Source organism: Zobellella endophytica (assembly GCF_003012775.1).
GTDB lineage: Bacteria > Pseudomonadota > Gammaproteobacteria > Enterobacterales > Aeromonadaceae > Oceanimonas > Oceanimonas endophytica.
In genome coordinates this window covers 170,917-192,257 of the sequence record NZ_PXYG01000007.1, presented here as the reverse complement: position 1 = coordinate 192,257, position 21,341 = coordinate 170,917, and the positions used below count along the sequence as shown (strand labels likewise).

17 protein-coding genes are annotated in these 21,341 nt (G+C 63.0%); 8 read left to right on the top strand and 9 right to left on the bottom strand.

All coding sequences use genetic code 11. The annotated features are described in order from the left end of the window. Positions 1-21 precede the first annotated feature (21 nt). Positions 22-885: a MurR/RpiR family transcriptional regulator gene (locus C7H85_RS15455; RefSeq protein WP_106730591.1), complete on the bottom strand. Its 864-nt coding sequence runs from the start codon at positions 883-885 to the stop codon at positions 22-24. 185 nt (positions 886-1,070) lie between these two features. Between C7H85_RS15455 and C7H85_RS15450 the strand changes: the two genes are divergently transcribed. After that, positions 1,071-2,297: an amino acid deaminase gene (locus tag C7H85_RS15450; protein ID WP_106730590.1), complete on the top strand. Its 1,227-nt coding sequence runs from the start codon at positions 1,071-1,073 to the stop codon at positions 2,295-2,297. A 42-nt stretch (positions 2,298-2,339) separates the two neighbouring features. Here C7H85_RS15450 and C7H85_RS15445 read toward each other — a convergent pair whose 3' ends face one another. Both C7H85_RS15445 and C7H85_RS15440 read right to left on the bottom strand, forming a co-directional pair. Continuing rightward, on the bottom strand, positions 2,340-4,250 hold the full coding sequence (locus C7H85_RS15445; protein WP_106730589.1) for a RecQ family ATP-dependent DNA helicase: 1,911 nt from the start codon (positions 4,248-4,250) through the stop codon (positions 2,340-2,342). Between the two features lie 164 nt (positions 4,251-4,414). Beyond that, positions 4,415-5,380 (bottom strand): LysR family transcriptional regulator, encoded by a 966-nt coding sequence (locus tag C7H85_RS15440; RefSeq protein ID WP_158260102.1) that lies wholly within the window; start codon positions 5,378-5,380, stop codon positions 4,415-4,417. A gap of 50 nt (positions 5,381-5,430) precedes the next feature. Here C7H85_RS15440 and C7H85_RS15435 point away from each other — a divergent pair, with 50 nt between their 5' ends. The 5 genes from C7H85_RS15435 (at position 5,431) to C7H85_RS15415 (ending at position 13,357) form a co-directional block, all read left to right on the top strand. After that, the gene (locus C7H85_RS15435; protein ID WP_158260101.1) at positions 5,431-6,615 is read left to right on the top strand and encodes a TAXI family TRAP transporter solute-binding subunit; all 1,185 of its coding nucleotides are present in this window, start codon (positions 5,431-5,433) and stop codon (positions 6,613-6,615) included. 69 nt (positions 6,616-6,684) lie between these two features. Continuing rightward, entirely contained in the window at positions 6,685-8,637 is a 1,953-nt protein-coding gene (locus tag C7H85_RS15430; protein ID WP_106730586.1) for a TRAP transporter permease, read from the top strand. Beyond that, on the top strand, positions 8,634-10,199 hold the full coding sequence (locus C7H85_RS15425) for a sulfatase family protein (protein ID WP_106730585.1): 1,566 nt from the start codon (positions 8,634-8,636) through the stop codon (positions 10,197-10,199). The genes C7H85_RS15430 and C7H85_RS15425 overlap by 4 nt, the downstream gene beginning before the upstream one ends. A 382-nt stretch (positions 10,200-10,581) precedes the next feature. Then, positions 10,582-11,562, top strand: coding sequence for a porin (locus C7H85_RS15420; RefSeq protein ID WP_106730584.1), 981 nt, complete (start codon positions 10,582-10,584; stop codon positions 11,560-11,562). A gap of 70 nt (positions 11,563-11,632) precedes the next feature. Continuing rightward, positions 11,633-13,357: a SulP family inorganic anion transporter gene (locus C7H85_RS15415; RefSeq protein WP_106730583.1), complete on the top strand. Its 1,725-nt coding sequence runs from the start codon at positions 11,633-11,635 to the stop codon at positions 13,355-13,357. 15 nt (positions 13,358-13,372) lie between these two features. Here the strand turns inward: C7H85_RS15415 and C7H85_RS15410 are convergent, their stop codons facing one another. The 6 genes from C7H85_RS15410 to pcaQ all read right to left on the bottom strand — a co-directional run bounded on the left by C7H85_RS15410 (position 13,373) and on the right by pcaQ (position 19,273). Beyond that, on the bottom strand, positions 13,373-14,308 hold the full coding sequence (locus C7H85_RS15410; protein ID WP_106730582.1) for an AEC family transporter: 936 nt from the start codon (positions 14,306-14,308) through the stop codon (positions 13,373-13,375). Positions 14,309-14,317: 9 nt separating this feature from the next. After that, positions 14,318-15,655: a 3-carboxy-cis,cis-muconate cycloisomerase gene (gene pcaB / locus C7H85_RS15405; protein ID WP_106730581.1), complete on the bottom strand. Its 1,338-nt coding sequence runs from the start codon at positions 15,653-15,655 to the stop codon at positions 14,318-14,320. 95 nt (positions 15,656-15,750) lie between these two features. Continuing rightward, entirely contained in the window at positions 15,751-16,350 is a 600-nt protein-coding gene (gene pcaG / locus C7H85_RS15400) for a protocatechuate 3,4-dioxygenase subunit alpha (RefSeq protein ID WP_106730580.1), read from the bottom strand. 3 nt (positions 16,351-16,353) lie between these two features. After that, positions 16,354-17,052: a protocatechuate 3,4-dioxygenase subunit beta gene (gene pcaH / locus C7H85_RS15395; protein WP_106730579.1), complete on the bottom strand. Its 699-nt coding sequence runs from the start codon at positions 17,050-17,052 to the stop codon at positions 16,354-16,356. Further along, a complete protein-coding gene (pcaDC, locus tag C7H85_RS15390) occupies positions 17,049-18,233 on the bottom strand; it encodes a bifunctional 3-oxoadipate enol-lactonase/4-carboxymuconolactone decarboxylase PcaDC (RefSeq protein ID WP_106730578.1) in 1,185 nt (394 codons plus the stop codon). The genes pcaH and pcaDC overlap by 4 nt, the downstream gene beginning before the upstream one ends. A 107-nt stretch (positions 18,234-18,340) precedes the next feature. After that, on the bottom strand, positions 18,341-19,273 hold the full coding sequence (gene pcaQ, locus C7H85_RS15385) for a pca operon transcription factor PcaQ (RefSeq protein ID WP_106730577.1): 933 nt from the start codon (positions 19,271-19,273) through the stop codon (positions 18,341-18,343). Positions 19,274-19,763: 490 nt separating this feature from the next. Here pcaQ and C7H85_RS15380 point away from each other — a divergent pair, with 490 nt between their 5' ends. Then, on the top strand, positions 19,764-20,786 hold the full coding sequence (locus tag C7H85_RS15380; protein ID WP_106730576.1) for a DctP family TRAP transporter solute-binding subunit: 1,023 nt from the start codon (positions 19,764-19,766) through the stop codon (positions 20,784-20,786). Positions 20,787-20,857: 71 nt separating this feature from the next. Then, positions 20,858-21,340, top strand: coding sequence for a TRAP transporter small permease (locus C7H85_RS15375; RefSeq protein WP_106730575.1), 483 nt, complete (start codon positions 20,858-20,860; stop codon positions 21,338-21,340). Position 21,341 lies beyond the last annotated feature (1 nt).

The window sequence follows — 21,341 nt, the reverse complement described above, 5'->3', positions numbered from 1 at the left end:
TCCTTTTCCTTATGTCCCGGCTCAGTCGCCGAGGGGTTGTCTGTCGGTGCCGCCCCGGTGGGCGTCCAGGGTCAGCTTGAGTCGCCGCAGCTGATCCCGCACCTGGCGCTTGTGGCCCAGGGCCAGTTCGGTGGCCAGCACATCGAGCAGCGCCATCATGGCGTAGCGCGAGGCGGTGGGCTTGTAGATGAAGTCCGTTTCCTGGGTGACCAGCCCCAGGGTCAGGTCGGCTACCTTGGCCAGGGGCGACCCCTTGGGGGTGATGGCGATGACCTTGGCCCCGTAATGCCTGGCGATGTCCGCCGACTCCACCACCTCGGGGGTAAAACCGGTCAGCGACAAGGCGACGAACACGTCCTGGGCCGATACCGAGGAGGCCACCATGCGGCAGAGCAGGCCGTCGTTGTAGCTACTCACCACGAAGCCCAGCCGGAACAGGCGATACTGCAGCTCCTGGGCCATGATGGTGGAGCCGCCGCCCATGCCCACCACCAGGGTCTGGCGGGCCTGGCTCAGCCAGCTCACCGCCTGCTTGATGGCCGTTTCATCCACCACCTTGCGGTTGAGCTCCAGCACATTCTTGATGCCTTCATAGATGCCGTTGATGCCGTCCAGATCCGGCGCCTCGTGGATAAAGCGCTGGCCCACCGCCAGGGACTGGGCCAGGCGCACCTTGAGATCCCGTACGTCCCGGCAGTCCACCGCCTTGGCGAAGCGGGTGATGGTAGCCTGGCTGACCCCGGCTTCCCGGGCCAGTTCGCCGATGCTGGCCCGGGAAGCGGCGGCGATATCGTCCAGCAGCAGCTGGGCCACCCGCTTCTCGGACTCGCTCAGTTCCGGAAATTTTTCGGTGATGCGGGACACTATGTCTATCTCGTATGTCATCTTGAACCTCGTCAAAATTATTGGTTTTTTTGCTTTCCAAAACAGTGAAAATGCGCACAATTGCATGGGTTGATTATGATATTTTGTACCAAATATTCATATATCAATTTTAAATATCATTTAAAAACAATAATTTAATTTGTGTTACTTTTTTTAGTTTAATTATCAGTCAGAGGTTTTTGGTTATGAAGTATCAAGATGAGCGGCTCGGCCGGCACAAGGGCGGCGTGCCTTGCGCACGGGGCGACGGGGGTTACCAGGTGCTGGCGGAAGACGCCTGCCTGCCCCTGGCGATGATCAAGCTGTCGGCTCTGGAGCAGAACCTGGCCTGGATGCAGCGCTTTATGGCCAGCCAGGGCATGGCCTTCGCCCCGCACGGCAAAACCACCATGAGCCCGGACCTGTTCCGGCGGCAGCTGGCGGCGGGTGCCTGGGGCATGACGGTGGCCACCCCCCAGCAGGCCTGGGTCGCCCATGAGGCCGGAGCCGAAAGAGTACTGATGGCGAACCAACTGGTGGGGAAAGCCAACATGGCCCTGGTGGCCGAGCTGCTGGAGACCGGAGTTGACTTCTACTGCTGTGTCGACAGTGCCGCCAATGCCGTCCGGCTGTCCGAATTCTTCGCCGGGCGCAGGCAACGGCTGCGGGTGCTGGTGGAGCTGGGGGTGCCGGGCGGGCGCTGCGGCTGCCGCTCCCTGGACGATGCCAAGGCGCTGAGCGAGCGGATCCTGGCGCTGCCGGGCCTGGAGCTGGCCGGGGTCGAGTTTTACGAAGGGGTGATCGGCGGTGAGCAGGCGGAGCCGCGGATCCTGGCGCTGGTGGCGGAGGCGGTCGGGCTGCTCGGCTACCAAGCCGAGCGCAGCCCCCGGCCCCTGCTGATCACCGGTGCCGGCTCGGCCTGGTACGATCTGGTGGCCAAGGGGCTGGGTGCCGCCGAACTGCCGGCAGGCGCCCTGCCGCTGCTGCGCCCGGGCTGCTACCTGACCCACGATCTGGGCATCTATGCCGAGGCCCAGCAAGGGGTGATGGCGCGCAGCCCGGCGGCCTGCGAGCTGGGCGGCGATCTGGTGTCGGCCCTGGAGCTGGCCGCCTATGTGCAGTCACTGCCCGAGCCGGGCCAGGCGGTGCTGGGCTTCGGCAAGCGCGACGTGGCCTTCGACGCCGGCCTGCCCGTTCCCCTGGCCCACTATCGGGATGGCCGCCGGCTGGGAGAGGCGCTGGCCGGTTGGCGGGTGGAGAAGGTGATGGATCAGCACGCCTTCATGACCTTGCCGGCCGATACCGAGGTGCAGGTGGGGGACATGGTGCTGTTTGGAACCTCACATCCCTGCCTGACCTTCGACAAGTGGCGCCGGCTGGCGCTAGTGGATGACGACTACCGGATCCTGGAATCCATAGAAACGCGATTCTGACCCCCTTCGCTCCGGGCGGTGGGGAGACCGCCGCCCGGCTTTTCAACCGGCCAGCAACTGCGCCACTTCCCCGAACCGCTGCCGCTCCAGGGTGCCGAAGCCGGGCTTGCCCCTGGCCTTGAGCCGGTTGAGCAGGGGCGTGCTGATGCCGCACAGGAAGCAGGCCAGGGTGTGGGCGCTGAGCGGGGTGCCATCCTCCTGCCGCAGCGCCCGGCACCACTGGGCCAATTGCTCCGGGGCGGGCAGGGGCGGCAACGCCGGGGCCGGCAGCCGGGCGGGCCGGCCGGCGCACACCGAGCAGTGGCCGCAGCGGGCCGGGGCCTGGTGGTCGGCGAAATAGCCGGCCAGGCGCCGGCTCAGGCAGTCGTCGCTCTCGAAGAAGTCGATCATCTCCTCCAGCCGGGTGAGCTCGCTGCGCTCCTTCTGCCGGAAGAGTGCATGCAGCCGCGCGGCTTCCGCCTCCGGATCGAAGCCGGATTGCAGCACCCGGTACACCTCGATCATCTGCTTGCTTTCCAGGCTGATCCAGCCCTGCTGGTGCAGGTAGTCGAGGGCGCGGATCACCCGCTGCCGCTCGCCGCCGGCGCGCTGCCGGATGGCCTCGAAATTCACCTGGCACCAGCTGCGGGCCTGGGGCGAACCGTCGAACAGCTGCTGCAGAAAGGCCTGGCGCTCGCCCTGGAAAGCGGCGAGGATCTCCTCGCGCGGCTTGAGGAACTTGAAGCGATAATCGGCAAAATAGCTGTATTGCGGCTCGATAATGCCGTCCAGCTCCAGGTACACCAGCAGCGTCTTGAGCGGCAGCAGGCGGATATTGGTGGCGTTGGAGAGCCGCAGCGGCATCAGTTCCCACTGGGGGCCGGCCTGCTGCAGCTCCCCGAGCATGGCGCGGATGGCGGCGGGCTCGGGGGTGTCGCCGTAGACGAAGTTTTCCAGCACGTTGAGCCCGGCCCGGTTGCCCAGCAGGGTGCAGGTGGAAGGGTTGCCGTCGCGCCCGGCCCGGCCGATCTCCTGGCTGTAGTTCTCGATGGACTTGGGCAGATCGAAGTGGATCACCCGGCGGATATCGGCCTTGTCCACCCCCATGCCAAAGGCGATGGTGGCGACGATGCAGGGAACCCGCCCCTGCATGAAATCCTGCTGCAGTTGCTTGCGCAGATCCTGCTCCAGGCCGGCGTGGTAGGCCCGGGCGGGGATGCCGGCCGCCGCCAGGCGCTCGGCCAGCTGCTCGGCGCTGTGCTGCAGGGTCACGTAGACGATGGTGGGCGAGCGGGGCTCTGCCGCCAGCAACTGCTGCAGGGCGGCGGCCTTGTCCTGCTCGTCCACCGGCAGCACCTGCAGCTGCAGGTTGGGCCGGTAGAAACCGGTGATCACCACATTTTCCTTAGGGATCGCGAACTTTCGCTGCATATCCTCGATGACCTTGGGGGTGGCGGTGGCGGTGAGCAGCAACACCTGGGGAATGGCGAGCTGCTGGCGGTACTGGGGCAGCTTGAGGTAGTCGGGGCGGAAGTTGTGGCCCCATTCGGAGATGCAGTGGGCCTCGTCCACCACCAGCAGCGACAGCGGCACCCGGCCGATAAACTGGCGGAAGCGCTCGTTCTTCAGCCGCTCCACCGAGATCATCAGGATCTTGATGCGGCCCTCGCTCACCTCCTGCATCACCCGCCGGCTCTCTTCCCAGCCCTGGCTGGAGTCGATGCTGGCGGCGGGAATGTTCAGCCGGCGCAGAAAGGCCAACTGATCCTGCATCAGCGCCAGCAGGGGCGAGATCACCAGGGTCAGGTGCGGCAGCAGCAGCGCCGGCAACTGGTAGCACAGCGACTTGCCCGAGCCGGTGGGGAAGATGGCCGCCGCCGACCGGCCGGCCAGCAACTGCTCTATCACCTGCTGCTGGCCCGGGCGCAGCGAGGAGAAACCGAAGGTCTGTTGCAGGGTATGGTGCAGGGTCATGGAAGGCGGCCTGGGGTCGGGAATAATGGTGTAGTGTGGCGAGCCGGGCCGGCCGGCGCAAGCCGCGGCGGGAATTTCACCCGAAAGGGGGAGCGGTGGGCGGGTGGTTTTACCGGCCACTTGGATGCTGTCGAGGCTAAACGGGTGATGAATATGACTTGGCGTCAGGCGGGTACAAGTTCAAAGCCAGGATTGGCCAGCATTTCCCCGGCAGCATCGATAATCAGCTGACTGACTAGGTTAATGGCCGGGGTCAGCTCGGACTTGGCGCGAGTGGTAATACCGATGGGCGTCAGTACAGAGTCAAACTTGATGGGGAGAATATTCAGTTGCCCCTGACTGGCTTCTTCCTTGGCGGCCTGGTTGACCAGCAAGCCAATCATGTCGGTGTATTGCAGCGTCTTGCGCATGGTCAGCAGCGAAGTCACTTCCAGCATCGGTTCGGGCAGGGGCAATCCGTGGCTCTTGAAGGCGGTCGCCACATCTCCCATCAACTGGGAGCCGGTGGAGGCGGGATAGATCCATTTACAGTCGAGTAACTCGCGAAGTTCGATGTCGGTACGTGTCGCCAGTGGATTCCGGGGGCCACAGACGATGGAAAAAGCATCATAAAACAGTGGCGTCTGTTCCAGCGGGCTACTGGCGGGGAGCGGGACCAGACGGCCGACGATCATGTCGACGTGGCCTTCCATCAGCATGTTCAGCAGCTTCTGGCTGCTGCCTTCCTGAATATTGAGGGAAATATTCAGATGCCGTCGCTGGATCTTGCTGATGGTCAGGGGGAGCAGGTTAGGGGCCGCGGCGAGCTGCATGGCCAGGTTGATATGGCCATAACTGCCGGTACGGATCTCGTTGAGCTGCTCCAGCGCGGAGTTGAACTGATTCAGCAAAACTCGGGCGTGCTCGGCAAAGTGCTGGCCGTAGATATTCAGGTTCATTCCTTGGGGCGAGCGCTCGAACAGGGCCGATCCCAACTGGCTTTCCAGCTCTTTCAATGCCCGGGTCGCGGCGGGCTGGGTGATGTGCAACTCGTCGGCCGCTTTGTGTACCGAGCCGTGATGAGCAATGGCCAGTACCAGACGCAGATGAGAAAAGCGGGTTTTGACCAGGGTGGCATTATTGATGTTCATTTTGTTCTCCTCCATGAGCTCGCTATCTGTGCCTGCCGACGAGCATGACTGTGTCAATCGTGATGCATTATGTGTATCGCCCAATGCAAAAAACAATCTTCTTTGTTATTGCCCTGTGTGAGATATTTCTGTTGTTGTTAATTTGTTACCAAAATGTTCATTTCGAGCGCGGTAACGGCCCAGGGAGTTTACTTATGGAGAGGGATGTTATGGCCCGTTTTAGCCGAAAAATTTTTACCGTTGCCGCAGTCTCCGGATTGCTGCTGCTGAGCAGCCAGGCTGCCAGTGCCAGCATTCTCAAGGCGGAAAGTGGTAGTCCGACCAATATCAATACCACCATCATGACCCTGCTCAGCAAGTATGCAAAGGAGGAGGCGGGGATTTCCATTCAGCTCAACTCCGGCCAGACCCTGACCCGTACCCCGCTCAAGGTGGGTATGGGTCAGACAGACCTGACCGTGGTGCCGAGCGAAGTCCTGAGCTACATGCAGAACGGTGAAAACATGTACAAGAATACCGCCGGTCCGGCACAGAAAAGCGCGGAGAATGTCCGGGCGCTGTTCGGGTTCATGGCCGGGCTTTATCATGGCATCACCTGGGCCGATAACGGCATAGAAAACTGGAGCGACTTCAAGGGCAAGCGAGTCTATACCGGCCCGGCTTCCGGCACCGCAGGGGTCAATATCGAAGAATTCATTCGCATCAACAGCGGTTATGAGCCCAATGTGGACTATCAGTCGGTCAAGATGGACTGGCCGGCATCCGGCCAGGCCTTCACCGATGGCCTGGTCGATATCCTCTTTCGGGCGGCACTTCCGGGCTCGACCGGCATAGAAGAGTTCGCGTTGACCCGCCCCATTCGCCTGTTCGGCCTGACCCAAGAGGCGGCCGAGTCGCAAGCGTGGCAAAAAGCCCAGAACCTGCCCGGCATGTTCGCCCATACCATTGGGGCCGATACCTACTCCAATCTGGCTAATGAAGACGACATTACCATGATCGCCTTTACCATGATGGTGATCGCCAATAAAGCACTGGCGGAAGAAACCGCCTATCAGCTGACCAAGTCCTTCTGGGAGCGCCAGGCCGATACCCAGGCATCGAGCGTGACCTTACGCAGTGTTTCCATCGAGAATGCGTTTGAAGGTGTTGTCACCAAGCTGCATCCCGGCGCCTACCGGTATTACCAGGAAAAACGGATCAACGTCCCTACCGAGCTTATTCCCGACGAGGAATAACAAGACCTGTCAGGAATGCCGGACCAGGTCTGGCCCCGACAATCTTTCATACCCTCAGAGGGGTTGATTATGAACAGACATCTCACCTTGTTGCAGGGTTATTGCACCCTGCTGCTTGGGCTGGCTATCGCCTTTATTGGCATCATTAATGCCATGCCCCAATTCGGCTTGCTGCCCCGCTTCGGCCCCTTCAACCACGAGTGGCTGAGGCCGACCATCTTCTTTATCGCCGTACTGGCGGTGGTGATCAAGCAGCCCTTCACCTCTCTGCTCGGGCAGAGAGCCTCGGGCCTGATGTTGCCCGGCCTGATGCTGGATCTGGCGCTGGTTGGCCTAGCGGGCTACGCCTTTTATGATTACTACATCGTGCTGAAGGCATTGAACGAAGCGCTGTTTTTCTTCGAGGCCAGCAATGCCTACACCGCGCTGATCGGCTGCGTGGTGATCCTGCTGCTGTGCTGGCGCATCTGGGGGCTGGCGTTGGCGCTGGTCGGCACCATAGGCCTGCTTTATTTCTATACCGGTGAATACTGGCCCGGCCTGTTCAAACGGGCACCGCTGGATTTTGTCAACGCCACCGCCGAGTCGCTGTGGTACAACACCGCCAATGGAGTTTTGGGTTCATTGCTGGGCATCGTGATCAGTACCATACTGCCGTTCATCCTGCTCGGTGCCGTGCTCGAGTCCAGCGGCGGCGGCAGTTCGATGATCCGGATCGCCTTCAAACTGTTCAGGAAGTCCCCCGGCGGCCCGGCCCATGCCGCCATTCTGGCATCCAGTATGTTCGGCTCCGTGTCCGGCAGTGCCGTGGCCAACGTGGTCGGTACCGGCGTCATTACCATACCGATGATCCGCAAACGTGGCTTCCCCCCGGCCTTTGCCGGCGGGGTTGAAGCCACTGCCTCGACCGGAGGCCAGATCATGCCGCCGATCATGGGGGCCGCCGCCCTGGTGATGGCGGATTTTACCGGGGTGTCCTACCTCACCATCATAGTGGCGGCGTTGATCCCGGCGTTGTTCTACTACGGCAGCCTCTTTGTGGCGGTGGTCTACGAGGCCCGCCGCCTGGGCGACAAGCTGGTCCAGAGCCGCGAAGCCGACGAGGTCATCGGCGAGCCGACCCGCCAGGATTACCTTAATCTGCTGATGGTGGTGGTGCCGATACTGGTGATAGTGCTGGCGCTTGTGGCCGGCGTCTCTGCGCCCGGCTCCGGTATCTTGGCTCTGTTTACCCTGATCCCGCTGAGCTTGATCCTCAACCCGGCGGTGCGCAAGACGCCGCTCAAGTTGCTGTTGTCGCTCGCCGAAGGGGGCTACAACTTTGCCGCCCTGCTGATGTGCATCGGTGCCGTGGGCATAGTGGTCGGGGTACTGGGCGCCACCGGTCTGCCCACCGATTTCGCCATGGTGGTGAGCCAGTCTGCCGAGGGCAATCTGTTCATCTCCATGTTGATGGCCATGGGGGCCGCCCTGGTGCTGGGCATGGGTATGCCCACCCTGCCGGCCTATCTGACCATTATCCTGATCATGGGGCCGGCCATGCTGAGCTTCGGCCTGGAGCCGCTGACCGCACATATGTTCGTGTTTTACTTCGGTGTAGCTTCGGCTATTACTCCGCCGGTGGCCATTGCCGCCTTTGCCGCCGCGTCCATCAGTCAGGCGTCACCGCTCAAGACGTCGGTGGAAGCCACCCGCATCGGCCTGGTGATCTTCGTTATCCCCTTTGCCTTCGTCTACTACCCGGAGCTGCTGCTGGTGGCGGAAGCCGGTCCGGCCTATGCGTGGCATGAAGTGCTATCGATTTTTGTACGTCTGGCCTTTGCCGTGCTGTTGTTCTCCTCGGCCCTAGCCCGTTTCGACCGTCACGCGCTTTCAGCAGCCGAATCGATACTGCGCCTGGTATTGGGCATCGGGGTTTTGATCACCAGTTGGCAAATTCACTGGGCAGCCTTTGCCATCGGCTTGGCCTTGCTCGCGGTGCACCGTTACAAACTCAACGTTAAGAAGGAATTGCTGGTATGAGCCGTCAACCCAATTTTCTCTACATCATGACCGATCAGCAAAGGGCGGACTACCTGGGGTGCTATGGCCATCCCCTGTTGAAGACGCCGAATATCGATGAGCTGGCGCGGGCCGGCACCCGCTTTGACAACTTCCATGTGGCCAGCCCGGTATGTATGCCCAACCGGGCCACCCTGCTAACCGGGCGCTATCCGTCGGTGCACGGACTGCGTAAAAACGGCCTGCACCTTGCGGCCGGCAGTGTCACCTTTGCCGATGTGTTGCGTCACGGTGGCTACCACACCGCCATGATCGGCAAGTCCCATATTCAGCCTTTTACCGGTCGGGATCTGCCGATGGATAACCCCTATCGGGATGCGCCCATCAAGGAAGCGAAGGCCGAGCCGGAAGGGGACTGGCAGCAGGAGGAGCCGAGCCGGTGGCAGGGGGAAGAGCCTTATCGGGTGAGCACGCCCTATTACGGTTTCGAGCAGGTCGATATGGTGACCCAGCACGGTGATAACTGCGGTGGCCATTATTATCAGTGGCTGCGTCGGCAGGTCGGCTCGCCGGAAGCCATATGCGGCCCGGCCAACCAGTTGCCTCACGGTTACAGTTGCCCGCAAGCCTTTCGTACCGCCCTGCCCGAGGATCTGCATCCCACCAGCTATATCCGTGACCGGGCCATCGATTATCTGAAGGCGGAGGAGCGTAAGGAACAGCCGTTCTTTGCTTTTGTCTCCTTCCCGGATCCCCATCATCCCTTTGCCCCGCCCGGCAAATACTGGGACATGTATGACCCGGATGATTTCGAGGTGTCGGTACCCTTTGAAGCCCATCGTAACCCACCGGCGCATCTGCGGTTTGTTCGTGAGCAATATCTGCAGGGACACCGCAAGGCCGGCACCGAAAAAGCCTTTATGGCCAATGAGCGGGAGATCCGCGAAGCCATGGCCTTGACCTGCGGCATGATCACCATGATCGATGATGCCGTCGGCGCCATCATGGACACCCTGCGTGCTCAGGGGCTGGATGACAATACCATCGTCATTTTCAACTCTGACCATGGCGACTACCTGGGAGACTACAGTCTGCTGCTCAAGGGGCCGGAGCCCAGTTGCAGTATCACCCGAGTCCCCTTTATCTGGCGCGATCCGACGGCTCGGGGACCAGCCAGCTGTGATGCCATGGCATCCATGATCGATATCGCCCCGACGATATTGGATAGGGCCGGGCTCAAGCCGTTCAACGGGGTACAGGGCAGCAGCCTTCTGCCTCTTTTGAACGGGAGACATGCGTCACTGCGCGATGCGCTGCTGATTGAGCACGAAGACAATATCGCCCACTGGGGCTTCAAGCAACCGGCCCTGTCGCGCACCCTGGTGACGGCACAATACCGGCTTACCCTGTTCCTGAATCAGCCCTGGGGTGAACTCTATGACTTGCAACAGGATCCCCATGAATTGCACAACCTGTGGGATGAGGCGGATTATGCGGCTACCCGGCTGCAACTGACCGAGACGCTATTGCAGCAGGTAATGGCGGCGGGCGAAACCAGTCCCTGGCCCAAGCGGCTGGCCTGAGTCTTCCGGACTGCCGCCGGACCCGATTATATCGTCATGGATTCGGAGATAACGACAAGGCGACGTTGGTAACCTGGATCCGGCGACCATGCACAGCAACGTCATTATTGATGGAATCATGCCGACACCGATATTCCATATTTCGTTTTTCTGTTTGTTGTCATGGCTCCATTTTAATTAACAGATGCAGATACTATGGTTCCTTTGGTTATCAAGTGTATGGTTTTTATTTGGCTCACGCTCTTAAATACTTGATCCAAGTAATGGGTCGCTCTGGACGGCGATTGTATGCCGCTAAGAAAATTTTCTGTGCCAGGAGTGGCGCGGCGTGTGTTTGTTTTTTGTCCTGCCTTGTACTGATTTTTATTATTAAGGGAATAATATGAAAGGTAAAATGTTGTTTGCCATCTGTGGTGGCACTGTACTCTCTTGTTCCGTTATGGCGGAAGAAATTAAACTTCCTCCGCCTGCATTTTATGGCAATCTTAATTTCGGTGGGTTGAAAATAGAATCCCAAGACGCCGATATGCAGTCTTTCCAGCTGGAACTGGGCCTGAAAGGGGTGGTAAACATCACTGAGCAGAAAGTGCTGTATGAAGTGGCGGTGGATTTTTCCGATGCCGTCAACAACTCCGATAATTCCGGCAGTGACGAGGTGCATGTCAAGCAGGCCAAGATGATAGTGCCTACCCGCTACGGCACCCTGATCCTGGCGCCCCGCACCAGCAGTGGTCAGTGGATGGATATCTATCACCCGGTGTTTGGTGTTTATGACTACAACATCGCGCGGGCCAACAACGCGCCCGGAGGCGTGGCGGACGGCATCTTCGCCCAGAATGACCGGGCCTCGAGTGTACTGGCCTACGCCACGCCCAATGTCCTCGGTCATTGGAAACTGGTCGGTTCCGTACTGACGCTGAAACATGATAACGATGAAGACTTCGACGCCAAGGCGGTGCGGGCGGTATACCACGACGGCAAGCTGCATTTTGCCCTGGGCAGTACCCTGACCGAAGCCAAGATGCTGCCTACCAGCGAGGATTATTACCGTCATGTGGCCAGCGTCAGCTACAGTTGGGATGCCCTGACCCTGGGCGCCATTTATGAACATAACGACCGGCATCCTTCTGGCGACTTTGATGCCTACGGCGCCAATGCCACTTATCGGTTGCCCGCCGGATATAGTGTGTCTGTCGGTTATAAGGAAAAGAATCACGACAAGGATGAGCTTGATAACTCGGCAGTGGTCGCCAGGGTGGCGAAAGACCTGAATCAATATCTGACGGTCTGGGCGGAAACCGGTCAATACGACGAACTCGACGATAACAATAACTATGCCGCAGGTCTCAAGTTCAGGTTCTGATATAAACCGGACCCAGCGTAACGGCGGCCGGCATGGTCGTCGTTATTATCTTTGCTTAACAGGCGACAATATGAATGAGAATACCCGCTGGCGACGCTACTTGCCATTCATGCAATGGGCGCCGAGGCTTACCGGCGCCATGCTGCGCGATGACGCGCTCGCCGGCTTTACCAATGCCATCATCGTGTTGCCCCAAGGGGTGGCTTATGCGCTGATCGCCGGCCTTCCCCCCGAGTTCGGCCTCTATGCAGCCATGGTGCCGGCCATTATCGCCGCCCTGTTCGGCTCCTCTTGGCACCTGATTTCCGGTCCCACCGCGGCCCTTTCCATCGTGGTATTTACCACCGTCAGTCCGCTGGCCGAGCCCGGCTCGCCCGAATTTATCCGCCTGGCCCTGACGCTGACCCTGATGGCGGGGGTGTTCCAGCTGGTGCTGGCGGTGGCCCGGCTGGGCGTATTGGTCAACTTTGTGTCCCATTCGGTGGTGATCGGTTTTACCGCCGGGGCGGCGGTGGTGATTGCCTCCAGCCAGTTGCAGAACCTGCTGGGGTTGACGCTGGCCACCGATGGATCCTTTATCGATAACTGGGTGCAGGTGCTGGGTCATCTGCCCGGGGCCAGTTGGCAAAGTGCGGCCGTGGCACTGGCCACCCTGCTGAGCTGCATCCTGATAAAAAAACTCAGGCCACGCTGGCCCAATATGTTGCTGGCGCTGATCCTGGCCAGCGTGCTGGCCATGGTTCTGGATCCGGCACGGCAGCAGGTGGCATTGGTCGGGGCTATTCCCGGCGCCTTGCCGGCGTTCAGTCTGCCCGACCTGCAGCCTGCCACCTTGGCAAGTCTGGCGTCGGGTGCCCTGGCCCTGGGTCTGCTTGGTCTGGTGGAGGCGGTGTCCATCGCCCGGGCAGTAGCGACCCGTTCGCATCAGCGGCTGGATGGCAACCAGGAATTCGTGGGACAGGGGCTGTCGAATGTGGTGGGCGCCTTTTTCTCCAGTTATGCCTCCTCGGGCTCCTTCACCCGTACCGGCGTCAATTACACCTCGGGAGCGCGCAGCCCGATGGCGGCCATCTTTGCCGGCCTGTTCCTGCTGCTGATCCTGCTGCTGTTTGCCGAGCTGACCGCCTATGTGCCGATCCCGGCGATGGCCGGCCTGCTGCTGGTGGTGTCCTGGAACCTGATCGATTTTCATCATATTCGCATCATCATCAAGGCGGCGAAGTCGGAGGCGACGGTGCTGATCGTGACCTTTCTGGCCACCTTGCTGGTGGCGATGGAGTTTGCCATCTACGCCGGGGTCATACTGTCGCTGGTGTTCTATCTGAAGAGAACCTCCAGGCCGCAGGTGGTGACCTTGCTGCCGGAGCCGGAGGCCAGGCACCCGGTTTTTGTCAACGGGGATGATAAACGGCTGCCCTACTGTCCACAGCTGCGGGTCGTGCAGATAGACGGCTCGCTGTTTTTCGGGGCGGTGAACCATGTGCAGGAATACCTGCAAGCGATCCGTGAGCCCCGGCTGCTGATCGTGGCCAACGGCATCAACTTTGTGGATATCGTCGGCGCGGACATGTTGCTGCAGGAGGCCCGACGGCGGCGTGCCAATGGCGGCGATCTGTATCTGTGCAACCTGAAGGACAGGGTTAGCCGTTTTATGCGGCGCAACGGCCTGCTGGACGAACTGGGAGAAGGCAATGTGTTCCCGCACAAGGGCAGCGCCATCCACCATGTTTACCAGCAACTGGATCCGGCGGTGTGCCGGACCTGTACCGCGCGGATCTTCAGGGAGTGTGGATAAATCGGATCCCCAGGACTAACCCACCAGCAGCAGAATGGTAGACAGGCTGACGAAGGCGGCGGTGGTGGTCAGCAGCAGGGTGCTGGCGGCGAAGCTGCGCTGGCCGTACTGGCCGCCGATGATGGGGTAGATGCTCATCATCGGCATGGCGGCCATCAGGATCACCGCCAGTTGCAGCTCCGGGTCGAAGGGCGGCAGCCACCACACCATCAGCGCCACCAGCAGCGGGTGGGCGACCAGCTTGCCCAGCATCACCGTGCTCATGCCGGCCAGGTTGCCCCGCACCGGGCTGCCCACCAGGGAGGCGCCGATCACGAACAGCGCTACCGCCGCCGAGGCCCGGCCCAGCAGCTCCAGGCTGGTGGCCATGGCCTGGGGCAGGCTGAGATTGAGCGCCGCGGCCAGGGTGCCGGCGGCGATGGCCAGCACCAGGGGGTTGCGCAGCACCCGGCCGGGCAGGCCGAGCAGCACCCGGCCGAGGGAGCCGCCGTTGTGGCGGTTGGCGCTGAACTCCAGCAGCGCCAGCGCCAGGGGGATGATCAGCAGGTTTTCCACCAGCAGGGCCATGGCGAAGGCGCGGGCCGGCGGGGAGTCGAACACCTGCAGCAGCACCGGATAGCCGAAGAAGGCGCTGTTCGGCACCACCATCCCCATGGACTTGAAGGACGCCAGCACCGCCTCGTCCTTCAACACCAGCAGGGTGAGCAGCAGGCCCAGGGTCAGCAGCAGCAGGGAGCCGCCGGCGTAGGCCAGCAGGTAGTGGGGCTCGATCAACTGGCGGAAGCTGAGGTTGGACAGGGTGTGGAAGATCAGCGCCGGCATGGCGAAGAACAGCACGAAGCGGCCCAGGCCGGGCACGGCCTCGGCCGGCATCAGCCGGAAGCGCACGGCGCCGTAGCCGAGGGCGATCAGGATAAAGATGGGGGCGGTAATGGAAACGACGGCCAGCACGGCGACTCCTTAAGCGAGTGGGGGCTGAGCGGCCTCGGCCAGGATGGCCTCGAGCCAGGGGGCGGTGGCGCCGCCGTCGAGCAGTTGTCGCTGCAACGACGCCAGCTCCAGCCGGATGCCGGACCGCTCATGGATGATCTCGAGCAGGTGCCGCGGGCCCGCCAGGGCTTCCTGGCAGGCGGCGGACACCAGGGTGGCGGCCTGGTCCCGGGGCATCTGCGCCGCCAGGGCGAAGGTGGCGGCCTCGGCGTAGATGACCCCGTTATGCAACGCCAGGTTGGCCTGCATGTGTTCGGGGTTGACCCGCAGGTGCGCCAGTGCCTCCCGGGCGTGATGCAGGGCCACCGCCGTGCCCATCAGCATGGCGGGCAGCACCAGCCACTCCTGGGTCCAGCCGCTGCCGCTGCGTTCGTGCTCCTGCACCATGGCCTGGTGCATCTGTCCCACCAGGCCGGCGTTGTGCCGGGCCAGCGCCACCATGATCTCGGCGTTCACCGGATTACACTTCTGGGGCATGGTGGAGGAGCCGCCGCCGTTGCTGAACCCGATCTCGGCCACCTCGGTCTGGCTCAGCCACAGCCAGTCCTGGCCTACCTTGCCGAGCAGGCCGGTGGTCATGGCCAGCCAGTCGGCCAGCTCCACCAGGCTGTCGCGCTGGGTATGCCAGCCCGGCGCCGGCGCCAGTTGCAGCCGTTCGGCCAGCCGCCGGTTGACGCGGTCGGCCCGCTCGCCCATGGCCGCCAGGGTACCCACGGCGCCGGCCAGCTGCACCCTGAGCAACCGGGGCCGGAGCTCGGCCAGCCGCTGGCGCTGGCGCAGCAGGGGGGCCAGCCAGCCGGCCGCCTTGAAGCCGAAACTCATGGGCGCCGCCTGCTGGCTGCGGGTGCGGCCGGCCATCGGGGTATGCCGGTGCTCCCGGGCCAGTCCGGCCAGGCTGGCGACGACCCGGCCCAGGCGTTCCTCGTACAGCGCCAGCAGCGCCCGGCAGTTGAGCACCAGGGCGGTATCGACGATATCCTGGCTGGTGGCGCCGAAATGGACCCAGCGCGCCTGTTCGGCGGGCAGGGCCTGCTTCAGCGCCTTGACCAGGGCCGGCACCGGCACTCCCGCCGAGGCGGTGCCGGCGGCCAGCTTGATGGCCGGCAGCGCCAGGCCGGCGGCGGCCCGGGCGATGGCCGCGGCGGCATCGGGGGGAAGCAGCCCGCAGTCGGCCTGGGCCAGGGCCAGCTCGCCCTCCACTTTCAGCATGGCGGCGATCTGGGCCTCGTCGCCGAGGAAGGCGGCGGCCTCCTTGTCGGACAGCAGTTGCCGGTACAGGGCGGAATCGAACGGAGAGATGGAAAACATGATGGCCTCGCTGAGATGGCGGTGACGGACAGGATAAGGCCGGGACCGCCTCGTGCATAGCGCTGCCGTTGGCGTCCCGGCCCGGAGCTGCCCGCTTACAGATCGAAAAACACGGTTTCCTGCGGGCCCTGCATCCGGATATCGAAGCGGTACTCCACCCCGGTGGCGGTGTCGACACGCCGGGCGAGCAGGGTCTCCCGGCGCGCCGCCGGCACCGCGTTCAGCACCGGATCCTCGGCGTTGGCGGCCGTTTCGTCCGCGAAGTAGATGCGGGTGTAGGCGTGGCTCAGGGCGCCGCGCAGGAAGACGATCACCGAGATGAAGGGCGCCTGGCCGGGCCGGGCGGCGCCCGGCTTGACGGTCTCGAAGCAGAAGCTCAGATCCTCACGGGTGCCGGTGCCGCAGCGGCCGAAGCCGAGAAAATCCCGGTCCAGCGGGCGCTCCGCCCGCCGGTCGAGCGGATGGTTGAAGCGGCCGGCGGCGTTGGCCTGCCAGATCTCGATCATGGCGTCGTCCACCGGCTGGCCGTTGCCGTCCAGCACCCGGCCGGTGACGCGGATGCGCTCGCCGGCGGTCTCGCCCCGGAGCAGGTTGCCACCGGCCACCTGGCTCAAGGGGTAATGATACTGCTGGGCGGTCAGGCCGTAGGCGAAGTAGGGGCCCACGGTCTGGGACGGGGTTTGTTTCATGGTCATGATTCAGGCCTCCACGGGGGTGGCGTCCACGCCACGCAGCACGATATTGAAGATATAGCCCAGGGCGAAACCCTCTTCGGTCACCGCCAGGGAAAATTCGCTCACCAGCCGGTCCCGGGCCCCGGCCGGGGTCGCCTCGAAAATGGGGTCATGGGCCAGTAGCGGATCGCCGGGGAAGTACATCTGGGTCACCAGCCGGGTGGCGATGGAGGGCCCGAACAGGGAAAAGTGGATATGGTTCGGGCGCCAGGCGTTGGGGTGGTTGCCCCAGGGGTAGGCGCCGGGCTTGATGGTGTAGAACTTGTAGCGGCCCTGGTCATCGGTCAGGCAGCGGCCGGAGCCGAGAAAGTTGGGATCGAGCGGCGCGTCGTGCTGATCGCGCTTGTGCACGTAGCGGCCGGCGGCGTTGGCCTGCCACACCTCGATCAGGGTGTGGGGCACCGGCCGGCCGAACTCGTCGAACACCTGGCCGGTGACCAGGATGCGCTCGCCGAGGGGTTCGCCGTTGACCCGGCCGTTTTGGGTCAGGTCGTGGTCCAGCGGCCCCAGTACCTCGGCGCCGAAGGCCGGGCCGGTCAGCTCGGCCAGCTCGGGATCTATCTTGATCAGGCTCTGGGACACACCGCGCAGGGCGGTGGATTTGTAGTCGGGATAGCGGTAGGGCGGCTGGCTGGACCAGTCCCGGGCGGTGATACGGCTCATGACGATGCTTCCTCTTGGTTATCGAGTTCGTTATAGACTTCCTTGGCGATGCGGAAGGCGGTGTTGGACACCGGCACCCCCGCATAGACCGCGATATGCAGCAGGGTTTCCTGCACTTCTTCCATGCTGGCGCCGGTGTTGCGGGTGGCGCGGATATGCATGGCCAGCTCTTCCTCGTGGCCGAGCGAGGCCATCAGGGCGATGGTGAGCAGGCTGCGGTCCCGCTTGCTCAGCCCCGGGCGGCTCCATACCGAGCCCCAGGCGCCTTCGGTGATAAAGGTCTGGAAGGGCTCGTCGAAGGGGGTCTTGCCGGCGTTGGCCCGGTCCACGTGGGCGTTGCCCAGCACCGAGCGGCGTACCTTCATGCCCTGCTCGAAGCGGCTGGGGGAGGCGTCCTGGCCACCGAGGAAGTCACCGATCAAGGCGGCCAGCGCCGCCGGCTGTTCCACGCAGGGCAGGTGGCCGGCGTTGGCGATGACCTCGAAGCGGCCCTGCGGCAGCAGCCCGGCCAGGCTCTCGACCAGGGCCGGCGGCGTGGCGCCGTCCTGATCGCCCACCAGGCACAGGGCCGGCTGGGTCAGGCGGGCGCTGCTGTCGGTGAGATCCGCGTCGCGAATGGCGGCGCAGGTGCCGACATAGCCCTCCACCGGGGTGCGGGTCAGCATGTGGCGCCACAGCGCCAGCTCGGTGGGGTGATGGTGGCGGAACGCCGGGGAGAACCAGCGCTCCAGCACCGCCTCGGCGACCGCTTCGATGCCGCCGTCGCGGATGGCGGCAATGCGTTGCTCCCAGGCGTCGCGCGGGCCGATGCGGTGGGCGGTATCGCACAGGATCAGGCGGCTCACCAGCTCGGGGCGGCGGGCCGCCACGCCCTGGGCGATGATGCCGCCCACCGACAGGCCGCAGAGGTTGACCTGGCTCAGGCCGAGCGCATCGAGCAGGCCGATAAGATCCCCGACATGGTCGTCGATGGCGTAGGGGGCCGGCGGGCAGGACGACAGCCCGTGGCCGCGCTTGTCGTAGCGCAGGAAGCGGTAGCGGCCGGCCAGCAGGGGCAGCAGGGGCTCCCAGACGCGCAGGTCGGTGCCCAGGGAGTTGGAAAATACCAGCAAGGGCAGGTGGCTGGGGCCATCCAGCCGGTAGTGGAGCGTGACGCCGTTGATGGCCAGGGTCTGTGTCATATGTTCTGCCTGTCTTGGCTACTGAAATCCTCCTTCCAATGTTGATCAGGGTAACGGTTATGTAAAATAAGGTTTTGTCAATTTCGTATATCGAAAATGGTATGTCCTTAGTCGCCGACCCTGTCCCTGACCCGGATGGCCGCGTCCCGCACCGCATTCATGAACAGCTGTACCGCCGGGCTGGGGATGGTGTCGGCCCGGGTGGTGAGCCCCACCGGGCCCAGGGTTTCCTTGGTGTCGAGGGGCAGCTCCACCAGCTCGCCGTCGAAGATCTCCCGCGCCACCACGCCCCGGGAGATGATCCAGATGGCATCGGTCTGGCGGATATATTCCTTGCCGAAGGAGACCGAGATGGTTTCGATCCTGTCCGGCAGCATCCCCACCCCCTGGGCGATCAGGAAGCGTTCGGCGGCCTGGGCGATAATGGATTCCCTGGTGGGGAACAGCACGTTGAAGTGGCGGATCTGCTGGATGTCGAAGGGCGCCTGGCCGAGCAGGGGGTGGCGGGGGCGCACCACCAGGGTGATCCGCTCGGAATAGAGGTGCTGGAACGACAGCCCGGTCATCAGCTCCGGCTCCGCCAGCCGGCCCACCACCAGATCCAGTTCGCCCACCCTGAGCTGGCCCAGCAGCAGGGTATTGGGCCCGTCCACCAGGTTGAGGGTGGCGTCCATGCCCGCTTGGCGGAACCTGGCCACCGCCTCTGGCAGCACGCTGGTCGCCACCGTCGGCAGCACCCCCACGCTGATGCGCATGTTGCCCTTCATCTGGGCCTGCACCAGGCTGTCGGTGCCCTCGCGCAGGGCCGAGACGCTGGCGCCGGCATACTTGAGGAAGACCTCGCCGAACTGGGTCAGCACCACGCCCTTCTTGCTGCGATCCAGCAACTGCACCTCCAGCATCTCTTCCAGTTCCTTCAGCTTCTTGGACACCGCCGGCTGGGTCAGCGCCAGCACGTCGGCAGCCCGGCTCACGCTGTGCTGCCGGGCGACCTCGATAAAGCACTGCAGGTGGCGGAATTTGATTCGGTTTTCAAGCATGGGCTACCTCTGGCCGGGCTCCGCCGGCGGGGGCTATGGATCTATCACCCCTTTATTCTTGCCGATATCGGCGCGGGCCAGGCGATGACGATGGGCAGGATATGAAGTTGCTCACATATTTTGTTATGGATGGAACGCTTTTCCGACCCGTTACACTCTTTTTTGATATATCAATACGGTCGATTTAGTTTCATCCCGCCACCGGGTGGAATCGGTATTTTGGTTTTAAGTCGTTGTTGTCGATGGCTTTCTGGGTGTTACAGGCCGATGGGGGGAGCGCGGGCAGCGCGGGCGGAAGACGGCAACGGCGGGTCTCGCCCTTATTTATATCGATTTCGATATGGTTGCCTTCGAAACTTTCATTTTAACCCCAGCCGATAGGGGATTAGGCTTAACCTCAATAACATCGATGCAACATGAGTTGTCACGAGGCCGCCCGGCGGTGCCCGGCACGGTCAATACACAAAATCGGAATAAGGAGTATTCCCCGATGCGAGTGAATAAAACCTTTACGTCCCTGCTGCGCCCGCTGGCGCTGGCCTGCGGCCTGGGCGCCATGAGCGCCCAGGCGGTGGAAATCAACTTCGGCCACGTGGATCCGGCCGACTGGCAGACTTCCAAGAAGGGCGCGGCCACCCTGCTGTTCAAGCACCTGGTGGAAGCCGAGTCGGAAGGGCGGGTCACCGTCAAGCTGTTTCCCGCCAGCCAGCTCGGCGGCGAAACCGACATGGTGCAGTCGGTGCAGGACGGCATCCTCAAGATGACGGCGGTGTCCGGCGCCTTCTCCCAGGTGTGTCCGGAGGCGGCGGTGCTGGATACCCCCTATATCTTCAAGTCCGCCCCCGTGGCCTGGCGGGTGCTGGACGGCGACTTCGGCCAGAAGCTGGCGGAGCACTGCCTGCAGAAAACCGGCCTGCGCACCCTGGCCTACGGGGAGACCGGCTATCGCCACTTCACCAACTCCAAGCGCCCGGTGCGCACTCCCAAGGACATGGAAGGGCTGAAAATCCGGGTGCAGACCATGCCGCTCTACGTGGAAATGGTCAAGGCGCTGGGCGCCAACCCCACCCCCATCCCCTGGCCGGAAGTGCCGACCGCCCTGGGCACCGGGGTGGTGGACGGCCAGGAAAACCCGGTCAGCGTGATCTATGCCAACAAGTTTGACGAGCTGCAGCAGTACATGACCCTGGATCAGCACGTGTACGGCACCGATTTCTTCCTGATCAACGACAGCTTCTTCCAGAGCCTGCCGGAAGTGGACCAGGAGATCATCAAGCGCAACGCGGTGATCGCCGGGGTCATGGGCCGCTCCATCCAGCAGTTCAACTCCGCCATCGGCCTGACCCAGCTCATCGAAAACGGCATGGAAGTGGCGGTACCCACCCCCGCCGAGCTGGAAGAGTTCAAGCAGCTGGCCCAGCCGGCGGTGCTGAAGTGGCTGGAGTCGCAGATCGACCCGAGCTGGATCAGCGACCTGCAGCAGGCGGTGGCAGAGGCTGAAGCCCGCCTCTGAGCCGAACCCTGTTCAACCCACCTTCGGCGGCGACCGGCCGCCGAAGCCCTGTACAACCTGCCGAGGTTCCCGTGAACAAACTCACTCGTTACTACCGGACGCTGCTGGCGCTGCTGACCGGTGGCTCCCTGCTGGCGATTTTCCTGGTGGTGTTTGCCAGCAGCCTGAGTCGCTATGCGGTCAACGCGCCGTTGCTGTGGAGCGAGGAATTCGCCCGCTACACCATGATCTACGGCACCATGTTCGGCGCCAGCCTGGCTTACATCGAAGGCCGGCAGATCGGTTTCAACCTGCTGACCGACCTGCTGTCGGCCAGGGCCCAGGCCCGGCTGGCGTTGCTGGTGCACCTGGCGACCCTGGCGGTCGGGGTCATCGTGGCCTACGCCGGCTACGTGTTTTTCACCACCCGCGGCAGCCTGATGTCTACCGGGCTCGGCATTCCCATGGCCTATGCCCAGGCGGCACTGAGCCTGGGCGGCGTGCTGCTGGCCCTGACCGCGCTGATCTGTTTCCTGAACGGCGCCCATGCGCTGCGCCACGGCGAGGAGAGCTGAG